Annotated in this window: 16 protein-coding genes and 1 tRNA gene; 8 read left to right on the forward strand and 9 right to left on the reverse strand. The window is 72.2% G+C overall.

Features of this window, described 5'->3' with window-relative positions; all coding sequences use genetic code 11:
• Position 1: 1 nt before the first annotated feature.
• The 3 genes from OG594_RS04690 to OG594_RS04700 all read right to left on the reverse strand — a co-directional run bounded on the left by OG594_RS04690 (position 2) and on the right by OG594_RS04700 (position 1,685).
• Positions 2-784: an SDR family oxidoreductase gene (locus tag OG594_RS04690; protein ID WP_266595434.1), complete on the reverse strand. Its 783-nt coding sequence runs from the start codon at positions 782-784 to the stop codon at positions 2-4.
• Positions 785-824: 40 nt separating this feature from the next.
• Positions 825-1,082: a hypothetical protein gene (locus OG594_RS04695; protein WP_266595437.1), complete on the reverse strand. Its 258-nt coding sequence runs from the start codon at positions 1,080-1,082 to the stop codon at positions 825-827.
• Positions 1,083-1,181: 99 nt separating this feature from the next.
• A complete protein-coding gene (locus OG594_RS04700; RefSeq protein ID WP_266595439.1) occupies positions 1,182-1,685 on the reverse strand; it encodes a hypothetical protein in 504 nt (167 codons plus the stop codon).
• Between the two features lie 296 nt (positions 1,686-1,981).
• On the opposite strand from OG594_RS04700, the gene OG594_RS04705 reads away from it, so the two are divergent.
• From OG594_RS04705 to OG594_RS04715, 3 genes are all read left to right on the forward strand, one after another.
• The gene (locus OG594_RS04705; RefSeq protein ID WP_266595441.1) at positions 1,982-3,316 is read left to right on the forward strand and encodes a diacylglycerol kinase family protein; all 1,335 of its coding nucleotides are present in this window, start codon (positions 1,982-1,984) and stop codon (positions 3,314-3,316) included.
• An 84-nt stretch (positions 3,317-3,400) separates the two neighbouring features.
• The gene (locus OG594_RS04710) at positions 3,401-3,643 is read left to right on the forward strand and encodes an amphi-Trp domain-containing protein (protein WP_266595443.1); all 243 of its coding nucleotides are present in this window, start codon (positions 3,401-3,403) and stop codon (positions 3,641-3,643) included.
• Between the two features lie 167 nt (positions 3,644-3,810).
• The gene (locus OG594_RS04715; RefSeq protein ID WP_266602600.1) at positions 3,811-4,221 is read left to right on the forward strand and encodes a hypothetical protein; all 411 of its coding nucleotides are present in this window, start codon (positions 3,811-3,813) and stop codon (positions 4,219-4,221) included.
• Positions 4,222-4,282: 61 nt separating this feature from the next.
• Here OG594_RS04715 and OG594_RS04720 read toward each other — a convergent pair whose 3' ends face one another.
• Complete coding sequence (locus tag OG594_RS04720; protein ID WP_266595445.1) at positions 4,283-5,539, reverse strand: PLP-dependent aminotransferase family protein; 1,257 nt, start codon at positions 5,537-5,539, stop codon at positions 4,283-4,285.
• A 138-nt stretch (positions 5,540-5,677) separates the two neighbouring features.
• On the opposite strand from OG594_RS04720, the gene OG594_RS04725 reads away from it, so the two are divergent.
• Complete coding sequence (locus tag OG594_RS04725) at positions 5,678-6,547, forward strand: hypothetical protein (protein WP_266595447.1); 870 nt, start codon at positions 5,678-5,680, stop codon at positions 6,545-6,547.
• Between the two features lie 214 nt (positions 6,548-6,761).
• On the opposite strand, the gene OG594_RS04730 is transcribed toward OG594_RS04725, so the two are convergent.
• The 3 genes from OG594_RS04730 to OG594_RS04740 all read right to left on the reverse strand — a co-directional run bounded on the left by OG594_RS04730 (position 6,762) and on the right by OG594_RS04740 (position 9,106).
• Positions 6,762-6,971, reverse strand: coding sequence for a DUF397 domain-containing protein (locus OG594_RS04730; protein ID WP_266595453.1), 210 nt, complete (start codon positions 6,969-6,971; stop codon positions 6,762-6,764).
• A gap of 220 nt (positions 6,972-7,191) precedes the next feature.
• Positions 7,192-8,076 carry a helix-turn-helix transcriptional regulator gene (locus OG594_RS04735; RefSeq protein WP_030010145.1) on the reverse strand — a complete coding sequence of 295 codons (885 nt, stop codon included), beginning with the start codon at positions 8,074-8,076 and terminating at the stop codon, positions 7,192-7,194.
• 295 nt (positions 8,077-8,371) lie between these two features.
• Positions 8,372-9,106, reverse strand: a complete 735-nt coding sequence (locus tag OG594_RS04740; RefSeq protein ID WP_030390041.1) for a GPP34 family phosphoprotein — start codon at positions 9,104-9,106, stop codon at positions 8,372-8,374.
• Positions 9,107-9,292: 186 nt separating this feature from the next.
• Between OG594_RS04740 and OG594_RS04745 the strand changes: the two genes are divergently transcribed.
• From OG594_RS04745 to OG594_RS04760, 4 genes are all read left to right on the forward strand, one after another.
• A complete protein-coding gene (locus OG594_RS04745) occupies positions 9,293-12,007 on the forward strand; it encodes a D-alanyl-D-alanine carboxypeptidase (RefSeq protein WP_266595457.1) in 2,715 nt (904 codons plus the stop codon).
• Between the two features lie 104 nt (positions 12,008-12,111).
• Positions 12,112-14,091: an MFS transporter gene (locus OG594_RS04750; RefSeq protein WP_266595459.1), complete on the forward strand. Its 1,980-nt coding sequence runs from the start codon at positions 12,112-12,114 to the stop codon at positions 14,089-14,091.
• Positions 14,092-14,237: 146 nt separating this feature from the next.
• Complete coding sequence (locus OG594_RS04755) at positions 14,238-14,441, forward strand: hypothetical protein (RefSeq protein ID WP_266595461.1); 204 nt, start codon at positions 14,238-14,240, stop codon at positions 14,439-14,441.
• Positions 14,442-14,690: 249 nt separating this feature from the next.
• Positions 14,691-16,037: an ATP-binding protein gene (locus tag OG594_RS04760; protein WP_266595463.1), complete on the forward strand. Its 1,347-nt coding sequence runs from the start codon at positions 14,691-14,693 to the stop codon at positions 16,035-16,037.
• Here the strand turns inward: OG594_RS04760 and OG594_RS04765 are convergent.
• Together OG594_RS04765 and OG594_RS04770 are read right to left on the reverse strand one after the other, a co-directional pair.
• Entirely contained in the window at positions 15,940-16,791 is an 852-nt protein-coding gene (locus tag OG594_RS04765; RefSeq protein ID WP_266595465.1) for a nitroreductase/quinone reductase family protein, read from the reverse strand. The two genes, OG594_RS04760 and OG594_RS04765, sit on opposite strands and share 98 nt — an antisense overlap.
• Positions 16,792-17,022: 231 nt before the next feature.
• Positions 17,023-17,095: transfer RNA gene (locus tag OG594_RS04770), tRNA-Arg, on the reverse strand.
• Positions 17,096-17,272 lie beyond the last annotated feature (177 nt).

Genomic DNA, 17,272 nt, shown 5'->3' on the forward strand with positions numbered 1-17,272 from the left:
CTCATCTCATCAGCTCACCCGCGTTGACCAGCAGCGACTGGCCGGTTATCGCCCGAGCCCGGTCGGAGGCGAAGAACACCGCGGCATCCGCCACGTCCCCGTCGGTGGCGAGATCGGGCAGCGCCATGCGCTCCGTGAGGCGGGCGTGCACCTCGGCCTCGGGGACGCCCTCGGTGTGGGCGGTGAAGGTGACGAAGGCCTGCACGGGCGGCCCCCACATCCAGCCGGGGAGCACGGTGTTGACGCGGATCCGGTGCGGTCCGAGCTCGCGGGCCATGGAGTACATGGCGGAGGTCAGCGCTCCCTTGGAGGCGGCGTACGCGGCCTGCTGCACCTCGTTGGGCGCGGCGACGGCGGACTGCGTGCCGATGACCACGACCGACCCGCCGCGCTCCTTGAGGCCAGGCAGGCAGGCCCGGGTCATCCGCAGGGTCCCCAGCAGGTTCACGTCGACGATCTGCTGCCAGGTCCCGAAGTCGGCGTCCTCCAGCCCCCCGAAGTACGAGTCCCAGGCGGCGACGTGCACGACGCCGTCGATGCGGCCGAAGCGCGAGAGCGCGAGCGCGGCGAGGGCCTCGCACTGCGCCTCGTCGGTGATGTCGGTCGCCAGGTACGCGGTGTGCGTGCCGTCGGGGTCGATCTCGGCGGCGGACTTGGCCAGGTTCGCCTCGGTCCGCGCCCCGAGCACGGCGTTCCCGCCGTCGCGCACGACGGCGGCGGCCACTTGATGCCCGAGCCCGGCCCCGACGCCGGAGACGATGACGGTCTTTCCTTGCAGCAGCATGACGGACCTCCGGGCACGGTTGATCTGACGGTCCGTCAGGCTACGATGCGGGCGCGATGGTGTGAAGGGGCGCGGACCCGACGAGTGGCGGCGGAGCCGGCGGCCACCGCCGCTCCCCGGCCGCGTCGCTCCACCCAACGGTCCGGTTCACGATGCCGAGGAGTTCCGCGCCGGTGGTGCCTGCGTCCTCCCGAAGGGCCGGGTCGATCGGGTGTGCGTCCGAGGCCTTCCTGCGGGCGTCCAGCCACGGCTCGGCGAACCCCTCCGGCCGGATTTCGGCGCGGGACGGCCTCCTCATGAGCTCCGGCTTCCGGCCGGTTCCCGAACCTTCGGAACATCGCTGGCGGTCCTCCACTGCTTCCGGCGGCTTGCGGCCCCGTCGTCCATGGGGCACCGGTCACCACGGTGGCAGCCCCGCGCGCCGGAGCTTCAGCAAGGACTCGGATCTGAACGCTTCCAGGTCGGCGGCATAGGGCCGGACGCCCGGGTGGTCACCGCAGAAGGTGACGTTCGCCGTCAGGTGGTCGTCGGCCAGGCCGCCGTAGGACAGGGAGACGTACGCGGAGACCTCCACGGCGGAGCCGAGCGCGTCCGCACGCAGGAGAGCGACGCGCGCGTACGCCAGACAACGCCGCAACAGCCTCGACTCCCGCTCCTCCCCGGAGGCCGGGAGGTCGTAGTCCGTCATGCCGCGGCCGTTGACGGTGTACTCCTCGTGCACCACGTCCGAGAACGGTCCCGGTGGAGCGGACTTCAGCGCCGACAGGACGTGCGCGCCGCCGGGGGTGACCTCCCAGCCGGCCTCCGCGATCCGAAGGAACCCGGGCGGAGCTTCGTCCGGGGTGATGCCCTCGGTGTCGACGCGGCCCAACAGGCGCGCCATCGAGCGGTTCATTTCCATGTGCCATCCTCCGCGGAGTGCCTCGGTGGTCGGTCGTGCCCGGCGAGCAGCGCCCGGACGTGTGCATGGTCGCTGCGGTCCGGATGACCGCCAGCGTCTGCCCGGCCCGGCCCGGCCCCTCGGCCCGGTGCGCCGCGGCGACGGCACGGGCCGTGGAACGACCGGACGGGGCGGCCCGCACGTTCCGCGCAGGCACCGCCCCCGTCGCGTCGACGGTCGATCCTTCGCGGGGGATGATCGGAGATGACCACACCCTCGTGGTGGAGGTCCGCGGCACGAGGCGAGGACGTGAGGGCATGGCACTCCTGCATACTTCCGGCCCGTCCCGGCGGGCTCGGCTGTGGGCCCTGCTGGCGTTGGTCTGTGCGGTGCTCGCGGCGGTGACGTTGGTGGCCGAGGGCATCGTCGGAGGGCTGCTCGTCCTCGTCGTCGGGGTGGCCGGGGCGGCGCTCACGGCCATGGGGACCTGGTGGGTGGTGTCCCATCGCGGCGCCGTACGGCTGGTCGGCACCCTGCTGGTGGTGGCCGCGCCCGTGGCCATACTGCTCATCTACGCCCGCGAGGACCTGTGGCCCACGGCGCTGCTCGCCATCGCGCTGTGGGCGGCCGCCGTGGCCTGTGCGCGGACGGCGCTGCGCGCCGCGCGCCGGCCCGACGGCATGCGCGCCGTCGCACGGGCCGCCCCCCGGAACCCGGTGCTGATCATGAACCCGAAGTCCGGCGGCGGGAAGGTCGGCCGGTTCGGCCTGGTCGAGAAGGGCGAGGCGCTCGGCGCCCGGGTGGTGCTGCTGGACCCGGCGGTCGTGACGGACGTCGCGGCCCTCGCCCGTCAGGCGGTGGCCGACGGAGCGGACCTGCTCGGGGTGGCGGGCGGCGACGGCACCCAGGCCCGGGTGGCCGAGGTCGCGGCCGAACACGACCTGCCGTTCCTCGTGATCTCCGCGGGCACCCGGAACCACTTCGCCATGGACCTCGGGCTGGACCGCGAGGACCCGGCCCGATGCCTGGACGCGCTGGCCGACGGGGAGGAGCTCAGGGTCGACCTGGGGGTCGTGGGCGGCCAGGCCTTCGTCAACACGGCCTCGTTCGGCGTCTACGCGGAGATCGTGCAGAGACCGGAGTACCGGGACGCCAAAGCGGATTCGGCACTGGCCGCCCTGCCCGACCTCCTCCTCGGATACGCCGGCACCACCCTCGACGCGGTGACCGACGGGAAACGGCTGGAGTCCCAGCAGGCGCTGCTGGTCAGCAACAACCCCTACACCTCCTCCGAACCGATGGGCGCCCGCAGGTCCCGCCTCGACCGCGGAGAGCTGGGCGTCCTCGGCATCCGGGTGAACAACGCGGCCCAGGCGGCCGAAGTCGCGCTGCGCGGAGCGAGGGCGGCGGGCCTCCACGTACTCACCACCCGCCAGGTCGTCGTCCGATCGGCCGCGGAACGCATCGCCGTCGCCGTGGACGGCGAGGCGCTGACCATGCCCACACCCGTGACCTGCGCCATCCGCCCCGGCGCACTGCGCGTCCTGGTCCCCAGGCTCCGCCCCGGGGCCCCGGCGGCCGCTCCGCCCATGCAGTGGAGCGAGGTCCTCGCCCTGGCCTTCAACCGGCCCGGGGCCGGCTCGGGCGGCTGATGCCCGGGATGCCCGGGATGCCCGACCTCCTGTGCGGCGTCACAATGAGGCGTACCCGGTGTGCGTAGCGGATTGGAGACGTCCGTGAAGGACCTCAAGTTTGAGCAGAAGAGCTCCCTTTCCCGCCTTGAGGTCGCCGACCAGCTCTCCGCACTCGCGGAGGCGCTGCGCCACGGCGGCAATGCCGAACTGGAACTCGGCCCCGGGAAGATGAGCCTGCGGGTCCCCGATGAGCTCCGCACCGAGATCGAGGTCGAGATCGGCGACGGGGAGATCGAGATGGAGATCGAACTCAAGTGGCCCACCGCGCAGGCCGGGGCCGCGTGACAGCGCCCCCGGAAGGCGGTGGCGCGGAAGGCGGTGGCGCGGCAGGTGGCGGCGCGGAAGGTGGCGGCCCGACGGGGGGCGGCCCGGCGGGCGGCCCCCCGGAGTGGGAAGCGGGCCGCGAGGACTACACCGGCGCCGTCTACGGCTCCCTCCTCGCCGCCTCCGTCGTGGTCGGCGCCGGAACGCTGGGCAAGTACCCGCGGCTGGAACTCGTCGCGCTGCTCCTCGGTACCGGGGTGGTCTTCTGGGCCGCGCACGTCTTCTCCCGCCTCTTCGGGGCCCGCATGGTGAACCGGCTGAGCTGGGACGTGGTCCGCAGCACGTCCAAGGAGGAGCGCCCGATCATCAAGGCGGCCGTCCCCCCTGCCGTTGCCGCGGCCGTCGCCCCGCTGTTCGGCCTGGGCGCCACGGGCATCGCCTGGCTCGCGCTCGCGGTCGCCCTGATCGGACAGGTCGGCTGGGCCACCCTGGCAGCCAGCCGCGCCGGAGCGTCACGCCGGCTGATGATCCTGGCCGGCGTGATCAACCTGTTCCTCGGGCTGCTCATCGTGCTGCTCAAGGTCGGCCTTCAGCACTGAAGCCGCCGACGGAGTCACTACCCCGGCTACCTCCCCTTCCCCGGCCACATACCTTCCCCGGCTACCTCTCCATCCCCCCGTACTCCGCCAGCGCCGCGCGCAGCCGGCCGACGCCCTCGGTGATCTCGGCCGGCGTGTGCGTCGTGAAGTTCAGGCGCAGGGTGCGGGGGTCCGGGGCGGTGGCGTAGAAGGGGGCGCCCGGGACGAAGGCGACGCCGTGGGCGACGGCCGTCTTGAGGAGGTCCGTCGCGTCGTGCTCCTCCGGCAGGCGGGCCCAGAGGAACATGCCGCCCGCGGGCAGGTTCCACTCGCAGTCGGCCGGCAGGCTCCGGCTCAGGGCGCTCTGCAGGGCGTCGCGGCGCGCGCGGTAGGCCGTCCGGACCGTGGCTATGTGCGCGTCGAGGTCCACCGCCGCGAGGTAGTGCGCCGCGGCCAGCTGGTCCACCGTGGAGGTGTGGAGGTCCGCCGCCTGCTTCGCGACGACCGCGGCCCGCCGCAGTGCTGCCGGGGCCCGGAGCCAGCCCAGCCGCAGTCCGGGGGCCATGACCTTCGAGAAGCTGCCGAGCAGGGCCGTACGGTCTTCCGCCCCCGGGTGCGCGGCGAGCCACGGGACGGCGGGGCCCTCGTAGCGGAGTTCCCCGTACGGGTCGTCCTCCACCAGCCACAGCCCGAGCCGGGCCGCGGTCTGCGCGACCGCCGCCCGCCGGGCGGCCGGGAGGGTGCGCCCCGTCGGGTTCTGGAAGGTGGGGACGGTGTACAGCAGCTTCGACCGCTCGCGCGCGACGATGTCGGCCAGTGCGTCCGGGAGGATGCCCTCCGCGTCGCAGGGCACGGCCACCACCCGTGCCCCCGCCAGGCCGAAGCACTGGAGGGCCGCGAGGTAGGTGGGGTTCTCGACCAGCACCACGTCGCCGGGTTCGATCAGGGTGGCGGTGATGAGGGTCAGCGCCTGCTGGGAGCCCGAGGTGATGAGTACGTCGTCCGGGCCGGTCGGTAGCCCGCGCGCGGTCGCCCGGGCGGCGACGGCCTCGCGGAGTTCCGGGGCGCCCTCGGTGGTCGAGTACTGGAGCGCGCGCCGCGCGGACACCGCGAAGGCGGCGTCGTACGCGGCCCGCAGGCCCTCGGTGTCGAAGAGTTCGGGCGCGGGGAGGCCGCCGGCGAGGGAGATGGTCCCGGGGCGTTCGGTGAGCGCGAGGATCTCGCGTACGGGGGACCCCTCCACGGAGGTGGCGCGGGCGGCGAACGCGGGTGGCGGCGCGGAGGCGGATGCGGTCGTAGGTGCGGTCGTAGGTGCGGAGGCGGGCGCGGAGGCGGGCACGGGCAGCTCCTTCAGGAGGCGGGTGCGCGCATCGTAGCGACGGAAGTTGTAGACGGCATCTATATATCAGGTGGCGGACCGGTCGTCGGAGGCCTCCGCCCCCTCCCCATCTGATGCTGCATCAGATAGACCGGACCCATGACGACAGGAGAGCAAGACCCGCAGCAGAATCCGAAGCGGGACACCCGTGTCGAGGACTACGCCGAGCTCGCGGCCGTCGGCCCCTACGGCGTCCGCCCCGGCCATGCGCTGATCACCATGGTGGAACCGCACCCGGGCCACGAGTACGCGTACAACCGCTGGTACGAGGACGACCACTACTACGCCGGCGCCATGGCCATGCCCTGGATGTACGCGGGCCGCCGCTGGGTGGCCACCCGCGAGCTACAGGAGCTGCGCTACCCGGAGAAGTCGGCCGTCGCCCAGCCCGTCACCGCCGGCTGCTACATATCCACGTACTGGGTCACCCAGGGCCGCTACGACGAGCACATGAAGTGGACCGTCGGCATCAACAAGCGCCTGAACCGCGACGGTCGGGTCTACCAGGACCGCACCCACGTCTTCACGTCCTTCCAGGACCACCTGGCCACCGTCTACCGCGACGGCGCCGCCGGCCCGCGGGACTTCCACGCCCTGGACCACCCGTACGAGGGCCTCGTCGTCCAGGTCGTCGACGCCGACGGGCCCGAGCAGCGGGCCGAGTTGCTGGAGTGGCTGCGCTCGCGCGCCCTGCCGAAGCGGCTGCGCGGCGGTCCGGCCGCGATGGTGACGGTCTTCCGGCCCACGCCGCTGCCGGGCGACCGGATGCCGTACGTCAAGCAGGTGGAGGGGGTCGACACCCGCCTCACGCTGCTGTGGTTCCTCCAGGAGGACCCCCGGACCTGCTGGGACCGCTTCCTGGGGCTGGACGCGGAGGTCGCGGAGGCGGGGCTGGGGCGGGTGGAGCTGGTGGCGCCGTTCATTCCGACGGTGCCGGGGACCGACCGTTACGTCGATCAGCTGCGCTGAGCGGGTCCGTCGGCTCCCGGGCATGGCCGAGCCCCCTCGGCCAAGACGGCGGGTCGGACGAGAGGGCTCCAGTCAGTGGTGCAGGTGATGCAAGTGGCGCAGGTCATAAGGGGGGTGCGGGTGGTGCGGGTGGTGCAGCAGCCGGGCCCGCTGGTGCTGGACGCGGGGGTCGAACGGTAGGGACGGCGGCGGCGGTTGGGGCGCGCCGTGATGTTCAGGCGAGGCGTCCCAGCCGGCCCTCGGTGACGTCGGCGACGAACGAGGTCCAGGAGTCGGGGGCGAAGGTGAGGGACGGTCCGTCCTGCGCCTTCGAGTCGCGGACGGCGATGGCCTCCATGACAGGGGACTTGACCTCGACGCAGGCGCCGTTGGCGGAGTAGGAGGACTTGATCCAGTTGGTCGTGGCGCCCTGGCGAATAGCCATGTTTCTCTCCGGTGAGCGAGTAGTTCCGGTGGTTCCGATGTCCTGTCGGCCAATCTTCCGGCTGACCTGATCGACGCTACCGGCAGCTCCTGACGGGTGAAGCGAGCATTCACCCGACCGGGTGGCATATTCCATTCAAGCCTTCTGTGGCTGGGGAGTGACGGTGTACGGTGCCGACCCTCCTGCCACGTGCGCGGTGAAAATCGGCTGTATCCCTCCCCTACGCGCCCTTGTCGGCATATTGGTTGATGATCCCCGAGATGAAGTCGCGGGTCTGGTCGACATTGAGCGCCTGCGCGCGCAGGTGTTCGTACATCACGCTGTACTTCTGGACGTCGTTGGCCTTCTCCAGGTACAGGTCGCTCGTCACGCCCTCGATGTAGACGACGGTCGAGTCGGACGCGTCCGGGAACTCCAGGATCGCGTACTGACCGTTCACGCCGGGGTGCGCGCCCAGCTCGAAGGGCATCACCTGCACCGTGACGTGGGGCTGCTCCGACTGCTCTATCAAGTATTCGAGCTGCCGGATCATCAGCTGGGCGTCGCCCACGCGCCGGCGCAGTGCGGCCTCGTCGATCACCGCCCACAGGCGCAGCGGACCGAGATCAGGGTTGTTGTTGTCTGTCTCGGAGAGTCGCTTCTGGCGGTGCATCCGGACCTGGACGCGCTTGTCGACGTCGGCCGGGGCGGTCTCCGGCCACGCGCCGCGAACGAGGGACTGGGCGTACTCCGTCGTCTGGAGCAGCCCCGGGATCACCAGGGGCTCGTACGTGCGAAGGCTGGCGGCGTCCGTCTCCAGGCCGATGTAGACGCTGTACGGGATGTCGCCGAAGGCGTGCCACCAGCCCTGCTGGCGGGAATCCTTGGCCATCTGCATGAGCGAGTCGATGAGGCGGCGGTCCTCGACCTCGTAGACGTCGCACAGGTCGCGGACGTCGCGCTGACTGATGGAGCGGCGGCCGTTCTCCAGTCGGCTGATCTTCGACTGGGAGACGAGCAGGCGCTCGGCGACCTGTTCGGCCGTCATGCCCTTGTCCTCGCGGAGCTTGCGCAACTCCATGCCCAGTCGGCGGCGTCGGACGGTGGGATTGACATTGGACGCCACGTGAACGGCACCTCCGCCTTCTTCTGTCGTTGCAGCTGTCTCTCTGCGTATCTGGTCTTGAGCAGACTGCCACCGAAGCGGGCGGCGCCGCTGGGGAACGGCCCGGAAACACAGACGCGCGGGGCGGCGGGGTCCGGCGAACCGGCCCCGCCACCCCGCGCGCTGGCGGCTCCCGAACCGACCGGGTCCTCGCGGACGTCGGTCTGGGCGGTGGCGTTGCGATGGTGGTGCGATGAAGCGGGTGGAACGGGTGATCGGGTGGATCGGGGGTGGAACAGGGGTGGAACGGGGTGGATCAGTGCGCGGCCGCGCGGGCCATCGCGCCCGTCCGGCGCGGCTGCAGCGGAACGCTGCTCGCCGTGGCCCGGGCCGGCGGTGCGGGTGCGCGGTCACGGCGTGGCTGTGCGGCCACACCGTTCTGGACGTCCATCACGGCATGCGCCACGAGTCCGCCCATCGGGTCGTGCCGGATCAGGTCCCGCAGCCGGGACCTGGACGACCGGCCCTCGTTGCCGGGGTACAGGTGCTTGCCGAGTCCGACCGCGTGGGCCAGTGCGGCGAGCGCCGCGGTCCGCGGGTCCGGCGGTACGCCGGTGCGGATCGCACTGTCGAGCCGGGCTCGGATCTCCCGGCTGATCTCCGTGTCCGTCGCCTGGTAGCGAGTCGTCGGAAGCACACCGCACATCTGTCCCGCGACGGCATGGACCATGCCGCAGCGCTCCAGATGAGCGAGGTAAATCTGACGGAGCCCCAGTCGGGGTCCGCCGATCCAGTGGACGGCCCGTACCGGGCTGCCGCGCCTGCGCAGCAGTTCCAGTGCGGAGTCCAGAGTCGGATCTCCTGTCGGCCGTGGCATCACCACGGCGATACGATCCCCATCAGGGGCTATCCGTCCTGCCAGAGCCAGCTCCACTAGCTGTGCCCCGGCCAGGCCGAGGTCGAGCGACTGCGGCTGCGCCGTGGTACCCGTGGCCGGGTCCAAGGCGAGCAGCAGAAGCTCCTCCGGAATTGTTCTGCGGCTCCTGCCCATCCATGCCTCCCCGCGTGGATGAGTGACAGGGTGACGCCTCTCACATTCATCTGTCGAGAGCGCGTGGTCGCTTTGTGGGGGAACCCGCAGCTATGTCGTTCTCGTCTCGCACGGGGGCGATGCTCCCGAGACGGGACACTGTTAGACATTCGGACAGCCGGACGTGGCGGCGATGGAGGAGGAACGGTGGCGGGCGAGTCCCCCGACAAGTCGGTAGATGAAGGAGCGCCGGGGGCGGCGGAGTCGTCCGCGGAGCGTGATCCGAGGCTGTCCGTGTTCCGGCCGCGCGATCCCGAGAGCGGCGCGGCCGCCCGTGCCGGTGCCGGTGTCGACGTCGATGTCCAGGCCGATGCGGATGCGGATGCGGATGCCGAGGTTGACGCCGGAGCCGGGTCTGTAGCCCGGCCCGGGGCCGGGGCCGAGTCCAGGGCCGGAGCCAAGTCCGGAGCCAAGTCCGGAGCCGAGTCCGAGTCTGTAGACCAGCCCGGGGCCGGGGCCGAGTCCGGAGCCGAGTCTGGAGCCGAGACCGGGGTCGGTGCCAAGTCCGGGGCCGGAGCCGGGGCCCAGTCCGGAGCCAAGTCCGAGTCCGGGGCCGGGGGGCGGGATCCGCTGCGGGATGCAGTGGCGGCATGGGTCGCCTCCGCCGACGACGCCGCAACGGGCGAAGCTGAAGATTCCGCTTCAGCGGACGACGAGGCGAGCACGGACGAGCCCGACGCCGTCGGGTCCGGCACGCCGGATGCCGCTGCCGAAGCGCCGGAATCCGATCCCGGCTCCGCATCCGATTCCGCTTCCAAGGCCTCCGCCGCCTCCGCTCCGGTCGTCGCGCCGAAGCCCGCGGCCGAGCAGCCGAAGGCCGAGGAACCCGCGGACAACGAGCGCACCGCCGTCTTCCGTGCCTTCCAGCCCGCCAAGCCGAAGCCCGCAGTCGAGCAGCCGAAGGCCGAAGAGCCCGCGGACAGTGAGCGCACTGCCGTCTTCCGCGCCTTCAAGGCCGATTCCGTTTCGGCTCCTGCCGCGGAGCCGTCGAAGCCTGCGGCCGCGAAGCCGGTCGCCGACGAGCCCGCGGACAATGAGCGCACCGCGGTGTTCCGTGCCGTGAAGCCCGCCTCCGCTTCTGCTCCGGTCCCGGCTGCTGGGTCGAAGCCGGCCGCACCGGCCGAGAAGCCGGCGGACAATGAGCGCACCGCGGTGTTCCGTGCCGTGAAGCCCGCCTCCGCTTCGGCTCCGGCTGCTGGGTCGAAGCCGGCGGCAGCGGCCGAGAAGCCCGCGGACAGTGAGCGCACCGCCGTCTTCCGCGTTCCGAAGGTGGACGCGGCCGAGGCGGAGGCCCCGAAGCCAGCCCCCGCCAAGCCCGCCGCCGCGAGGCCGACCCTGGCCAAGCCGACCGCGGCCGGGCCCGCGGCCAAGCCCGCCGAGGCCAAGCCCACGGCCGTCAAGCCCACGGCCGAGACGCCCAAGGGCAGCACCTTCGTGCCGCTGCGTCCGGAGGGCAGCGCGCCCACGGCCACGCCCACGTCTGCGCCCGCGCCCGCGCAGCGGCCGAAGGTTCCGGTGCCGCCCGCCGCCGCGCGGCTCGACCACTCCGAGCGGACCACGCAGCAGCCGCTGCCGCCCAAGCCGCCGCTCGACATGCTGGCGGACCTCACGAACAACCCGCCCCCGCCGCCGAGCCCGATGCGCACCGCCATCCGGCGGGTCAAGATCTACGCGCCGCTCGTCGCGCTCCTGGTGGTCATCCTGGCCGTCGTGCAGCTGGTGCGCCCGCTGCCCGAGCCGAAGCTCGTCAAGACCGGCAAGTCCTCGTACACCTTCGAGGGTGCCAAGCCCCAGCTGCCGTGGCCCTCCGAGGGACAGGCGTACATGGCGGCCGCCGGTCTCGGCACGCTCGGCCAGTCCGGCGAGCAGAAGCCCGTGCCGATCGCGAGCGTCACCAAGTCGATGACGGCGTACATCATCCTGCGCGACCACCCCATCAAGAAGGGTGAGCAGGGCGCGATGATCGACGTCGACAAGACGGCCGAGACCGAGGGCAAGAAGAACAACTCGACCGACAACGAGTCCACCCTCGACACGGTCAAGGAGGGCGACAAGATCTCGGAGTACGACGCGATCGCCGCCCTCATGATCCCGTCGGCCAACAACATCGCGCGGCTGCTCGCGCGCTGGGACTCCGGGTCGCAGGAGGCGTTCGTCAAGAAGATGAACGACACCGCCAAGGAACTCGGCATGACCAACACGACGTACACGGACCCCTCGGGTCTGGACGCGACCACGGTCAGCACCGCCGAGGACCAGGTGAAGCTGGGCCTGAAGCTGGTCGAGATCGAGACGCTGCTCGACATCACCAAGAAGCCCAACTGGGTCGACCCGTCCGGCAAGAACTGGCGGAACTGGAACGGCCTCACCGGACCCACCGGCGCGCTCGGCATCAAGACCGGTACGACGACGAAGGCGGGCGGAAACCTGCTCTTCGCCGCCCAGAAGAAGGTCGGCAACACCAACCAGCTCATCGTCGGAGCCGTCCTCGGCCAGCACAAGCCGGCGATCATCGACACCGTGCTCGCCGCGAGCAAGGAGCTGATGCTCGCCACCCAAAAGGCACTCGACGGCGCGACCGTCGTGAAGAAGGGCCAGGTCGTGGGCTACGTCGACGACGGTCTCGGCGGCCGGACGCCGGTGGTGGCCACCGCCGACGTGCAGGCGGTCGGCTGGGCCTCGCTGACCGTGGACATCAAGCTCGCGGACGGCGGGGGCAAGCTGCCGCAGACCGCGAAGGCCGGTACCGAGGTCGGCGTGCTGACCGTCGGCGAGGGTGCCAGCCAGGTCAAGGTGCCGGTGGCGCTGAAGTCCGAGCTGGCCGCGCCGGGGATCGGCAGCAAGCTGACGCGCGTCGGCTGACATCCGGTGAGAGCGTGGATCCGGCGCCCCGGGCAACCCCGGGGCGCCGGGCCGCGTCTTGGCCCCAGGGAAGTTCGTGGACTCATGGGTTGGGGAGTGCGGCAGTGACCACCGCTGAGCAGCAGGGCCGGCGCCCGGAAGCCATCCCGCCGGCCGACGGCGACGGCGCTGCTCCGGCGGTGTCCGCGACCGCCGTGGTCACCGGTTCCGCCGGGACCACTGGTTCCGCCGGGACCACTGGGTCCGCCGCGCCCGGCGCGTCCGCGGCACCTTCCACGCCCGGAGGCGCACGGCCGCCCCGCGGCCGGCTCGCCGCCGTTCTCGACGGTGCCCGGCGCCACCCGGTGGTCGTCGCCACCGTCCTCGCCGGGCTGCTGCACGTCGTCTGGTTCTTCAGCTTCGCCAACAGCGGCGGCGACCTGGCCGCGCAGGACGCCTGGGCCGAGTTCGTCGGCCGCCATCCCGATTCGGCCTACAACCTCGCCTGGTACGGCGGCATGCACCCCGTCTCGTACAGCGTGGTCTCGCCGTACCTCATGCACATGCTCGGCGTCCGGACCACGATGATGATCGCCGGTACCGTCTCGGCCGGGCTGCTCGCGCTGATCCTGACCCGCTGCCGCGGGGCCGTGCGCGAGCCCCTGTGGCCCGCCCTGGCCGGGGTTTACGGCCTGCTCTGCAACGCCCTCTCGGGCCGCGTCACCTTCGGCCTCGGCGTGATGTTCGCGCTCGGCGCCGTGGCCGCCGTCTTCTGCTGGCCCCGCAAATGGGCGGAGCGGCGCTGGGCCAAGGCCGCGGTGGCGGCCCCGCTCGCCGGCCTCGCGACCGCCGCCAGCCCCGTCGCCGGGCTCTTCCTCGGGGTGATCGCGGCCGCGCTGTTCCTGAGCGGGCGGCGCCCGGGCGCGTACGCGCTGGGGCTGGCCCCGGTGGCCGTGGTGGGCCTGTCGGCGTGGCTGTTCCCGTTCTCCGGGACGCAGCCGATGAAGATCGGCTCGGCCGGGCTGCCGTTCGTGTTCGGGCTGCTGATCCTGTTCCTCGTACCGAGGCGGTGGAAGACCGTCCGGATCGCCTCGGCCGTCTACGCCCTCGGTGTCTTCCTCACCTGGGCGATCGACTCCCAGGTCGGCTCGAACGTCACCCGCCTGGTGATGCTGTTCGGCGGGGTCGCGCTGCTCGCGGCCCTCCCGTACGAGCTCTCCCGCTCGCGGCGCTGGTACGCGGTGCTGCTGGCCTTCGTCGGGCTGAACGCCTGGATCACGACCAACAGCGTCACCGACATCGTCCGGACCACCCCGCTGGCCGCCTGGAGCCGGGAGCTGGCCCCGCTCGTCGACCAGCTACAGAAGGCCGGCGCCGACCGCGGCCGGGTCGAGGTGGTCCCGGCCAGCAGCCACCGCGAGTCCTCCGCCTTCCCCTCGTACGTGAACCTCGCGCGCGGCTGGAACCGGCAGGCCGACCTGGAGCGCAACCCGCTCTTCTACGACGACACCCTGAGCGCCGACAGCTACCGGGCCTGGCTGGAGCGCTGGGCCGTGCACTACGTGGTGCTGCCCGCCGACAAACCCGACTCGGGCGGGGAGGACGAGGCGAAGCTGGTGCGCGGGGGGCTCCCGTACCTCCAGCAGGTGTGGGGCGACGAGAACTGGCTGCTCTTCAAGGTCCAGGAGCCCACCGACCTGGTCGCCGGACCGGCGACCGTGGTGCGGGCGAGCGCCGACCAGCTGGTCGTCGACGTGAAGCAGCCCGGACGGGTCCTGGTGCGGATCCCGCACTCGCCGTGGCTGGGGCTCGTGGACGCGACGGGCAAGCCCGTACCGCCGCCGCAGGAGACCTTCGCCTCGAAGGCGCGGGGCGGGAGCGGGGAGGGCGGCGCGCTGCGCAAGCAGTACGCGAACACGGCGGGATGCCTCTTCAAGGCCGCTCCGGACGAGACCGGGGACGTGTGGACGGAGCTGCTGGCACCGGCGCCCGGGGAGTACCGGGTGGCGGCGAAGTACCAGCTGCCGCGGGGGACGCCCTGCCCGGAGGACCTGGTGCACCAGACGCTCGGCCAGCCGAAGCGTCCGGCTCCGCCGCGCCCCTGATCGGGTCCCTGATCGGCCCCTGATCGGGCCCTCGATCGGGCTCTTGATCGGAATTCTTTGCACATCGGTCCGGGTGCGTTGGTCCGTATATGTGCATACGATCCCAGTAGTCCGATTGGGTGCTTCCCGAAGGAGTTGACGACGGGATGAACAAAGAGCAGAAGCGGGATGTCCGGGCGGCCATCGCGAGGGCGCAGGAGCAGGCGCAACCGCCGCGCGCTCCGGGACACGGCTTCAGCGGTCCGGTACGGAGCAAGGTCAAGGGCGGACTGCACACCAAGGCCGCGCTCAAGCGGGCCGGCACTCCGCAGGGCGACCGCATCGGCGAACGCAGCAGTGGCCTGAGCTGACCGTGATGGCACAGCCCTTCCGGCCCGGGCCGGAAGGGCTTCGTGCGCCCCGGGCCGGCGCGGCGCTCAGGCGCGGGGGCCCGGCGCGGCGCTCCGGCGCGCTGTGCGGGGGCAGCGGTCCTGGGCAGTGGTCCGACCGGCGATCGGTCGCGATCCGTCGAGATCCGTCGCAATCCGGCCGGACCCGATGCGATCCGGCCGAATACAGCCGCTCACCCTCCGGGGCTCGCGCATTACCGTGACGTGACCATGAACGACATGCAGCGCGACGAGCGGTTGCGGCCGCCCCTGCGGCTGCCCGCCTGGACCTCGACCCTGACCTGGAAGGCCACGGTCTTCATCACCCTCATGTGCTGCGGCCTCGCGGCACTGCTGGGCTGCCTCGTGCACGGCGCCATGACCCGCCAGACCGTGGGCGTGGCCCGCGAGAAGGCGCTGACCCGGCTGGAACGGGCCATCGAGATCTACGAGGCCGGCGGGCGCATGCCGCGCGGCGAAGGCATCGACCCTGCGGGCCTGCCGCCGGAGCTGCGCGCCCTGGCGGTCGGCGGCAAGCGCGGCACGGCCGTCGGCAGGCACCGCGGCCGGCCCGTGATGTGGGCGGCCGGGCCCGCCGCCCACGGCGGCGCGATAGCCGTCTCCGTGGACTTCCGCGCGAGCGAGCGGACCATCGCCGAACTGGACCGGGCCATCCTCGGCTCCTCGGGGCTCGCCATCGGGGCGACCCTCCTCATCGGCGCGTTCGTCGTCACCCGGATCACCCGGCGGCTGCACCTGACCGCGCAGGTGGCCCGCCGGATCAGCGCCGGCGACCTCGACGCGCGCGTCGATGACAGCACGCGCAGCAAGGACGAGGTGGCGGCGGTCTCCCGGGCCCTGGACACCATGGCCTCCTCGCTCCAGGGCAAGCTCGAAGCGGAACAGCGGTTCACGGCGGACGTCGCCCACGAGCTCCGCACCCCGCTGACCGGCCTGAACGCAGCCGCCGAGCTCCTGCCGCCGGGCCGTCCGGCCGAGCTCGTACGGGACCGGGTTCGGGCGATGCGCTCGCTGACCGAGGACCTCCTGGAGATCTCCCGGCTGGAGACGCGCAGCGAACGCCTGGAGCTGGACGCGCACGACCTGGCCGACCTGGCGGCGCGCGCGATCCGTGCCTCCGGCACCGACACGGCCCTGGAGGTGCGCGGCTCGCGCGGATCCCTGCGGGTGGACACGGACCGGCGGCGCCTGGAGCGGATCCTGGGCAACCTCGTGGCCAACGCGCACAGCCACGGCGCGGCCCCGGTCACGCTCACGGTCGACGGCCGGACCCTGACCGTGACGGACTCGGGCCCCGGCTACCCGGAGTACGTGCTGACCACCGGACCGCAGCGGTTCCGTACGGAGGGCACCAGCAAGGGCCACGGGCTGGGCCTGACCATCGCGGCCGCCCAGGCCCGGGTCCTCGGCGCCACCCTTACCTTCCGCAACCGGGAGGCGGGCGGCGCCGAGGCCCGCGTCACGCTTCCAGGGCCCGCAGGACAGGGAGCAACTGCGCCTCCTCGCCGTCGAGATGGGATTCCAGCTCCCGGCTCATCCGCTCCACCCGCTCGCTGAAGCCGGCGCCGGGCGCGTCCAGGGCGCGCACCAACTCCTCCTGGAGCCGGGCGATGACGCGGTGCTCGGCGCCCACCCGGAGGAAGAACTCCCGCATGTGCGGATGCTGTTGCTCCAGGTACGGGAAGAGGCCGGCGTCCTCGCTCCGGTGGTGGAACTCCAGCGAATGGCAGAACGCGAGGCAGTGCTGGCGCAGTTGCAGCCCGAGCGAGGCCGCCCCGGCGCCCTGCGGCTCTTCGCGCGCGAGTTCCCGTACGAGGGCCAGCTGCGCCCGCAGCCAGCCGTGCACCTCGAGCAGCTTCCCGGCGATCCCGCCCTCCCGGGCCGGGACCTCGTGCGTGCGCTGGAGCGCGACGACGGGGATCACCCGCCGGGTGCGCGCCTGGTACTCCCCGTACCCGGGCTCCGCGCGGACGATCCGCGCGAACAGCTCGTCCCGCCGCGCCCCTTGGGCGGGGACGGCGACGGCCTCGTACGTCTGCGTCCCGGTCTCGACCTCTACGAGGGGACGCGCGAGCAGGTTGTGGTACCAGGCGGGATGCCGGTCGGCCCCGGCGGCGGACGCGACGACGAACAGCTCCCCGCCGCCCCCGCCGCCGTCCTCGCGGGCGAACCCGAGCGGAACGGTGTGCGGCTTTCCGGACCTGGCGCCGGTGGTGGTGAGCAGGATCAGCTCGGAACCTTCGATGGGCCCGCCGACCTGGCCGGCGTTCGCCCTGAACTCTTCGATGGCGGTGTGATTGAACGATGACACGGAGTGTGTAATTCCTCACGGTGTGTGTGCGTGCGACGGCAGCGAAACAACCGAGGGAGATCACCCGTAGCCGGTGGCGTACATGCCCATGGGCCCGGTCCTTCAACAACAGGTGCCTGCCCAACCACCGCCCGGCCCACATCTCAGTAGGCGGCGTCACGCGACACGTGCGCCATGTAACCACAACGCAAAGGGGCCCCGCGATCGATATCGACCGCGGGGCCCCGTCCGTGCCCTCGGCAGGATTCGAACCTGCGACACCGGCTTTAGGAGAGCCGTGCTCTATCCCCTGAGCTACGAAGGCGGGGGCTCGTCGCGAACCTTGTCGGAAACCCCGCTGGGGCCGCCCGACGCGGACGGACGAACGTCCTGGTCAGCTTGCGTGCGTATGCGGAGCGGGCAGCGCCCTCGCGGACACTTTCCCGGGCACACGCCTGGTAGCCGACTGACCGCTGACAGCCTAGCGGATCAGGCTGGCCGA

The sequence above is a fragment of the Streptomyces sp. NBC_01214 genome (assembly GCF_026340975.1).
GTDB lineage: Bacteria > Actinomycetota > Actinomycetes > Streptomycetales > Streptomycetaceae > Streptomyces.

Excerpts from the sequence above, each read along its gene's own strand:
- OG594_RS04730 (WP_266595453.1), bottom strand. The coding sequence starts at position 6,971 with ATGGCTATTCGCCAGGGCGCCACGACCAACTGGATCAAGTCCTCCTAC.
- OG594_RS04755 (WP_266595461.1), top strand. The coding sequence starts at position 14,238 with ATGAACAAAGAGCAGAAGCGGGATGTCCGGGCGGCCATCGCGAGGGCG.
- OG594_RS04705 (WP_266595441.1), top strand. The coding sequence starts at position 1,982 with ATGGCACTCCTGCATACTTCCGGCCCGTCCCGGCGGGCTCGGCTGTGG.
- OG594_RS04690 (WP_266595434.1), bottom strand. The coding sequence starts at position 784 with ATGCTGCTGCAAGGAAAGACCGTCATCGTCTCCGGCGTCGGGGCCGGG.
- OG594_RS04725 (WP_266595447.1), top strand. The coding sequence starts at position 5,678 with ATGACGACAGGAGAGCAAGACCCGCAGCAGAATCCGAAGCGGGACACC.
- OG594_RS04760 (WP_266595463.1), top strand. The coding sequence starts at position 14,691 with ATGAACGACATGCAGCGCGACGAGCGGTTGCGGCCGCCCCTGCGGCTG.
- OG594_RS04740 (WP_030390041.1), bottom strand. The coding sequence starts at position 9,106 with ATGGGCAGGAGCCGCAGAACAATTCCGGAGGAGCTTCTGCTGCTCGCC.
- OG594_RS04700 (WP_266595439.1), bottom strand. The coding sequence starts at position 1,685 with ATGGAAATGAACCGCTCGATGGCGCGCCTGTTGGGCCGCGTCGACACC.
- OG594_RS04695 (WP_266595437.1), bottom strand. The coding sequence starts at position 1,082 with ATGAGGAGGCCGTCCCGCGCCGAAATCCGGCCGGAGGGGTTCGCCGAG.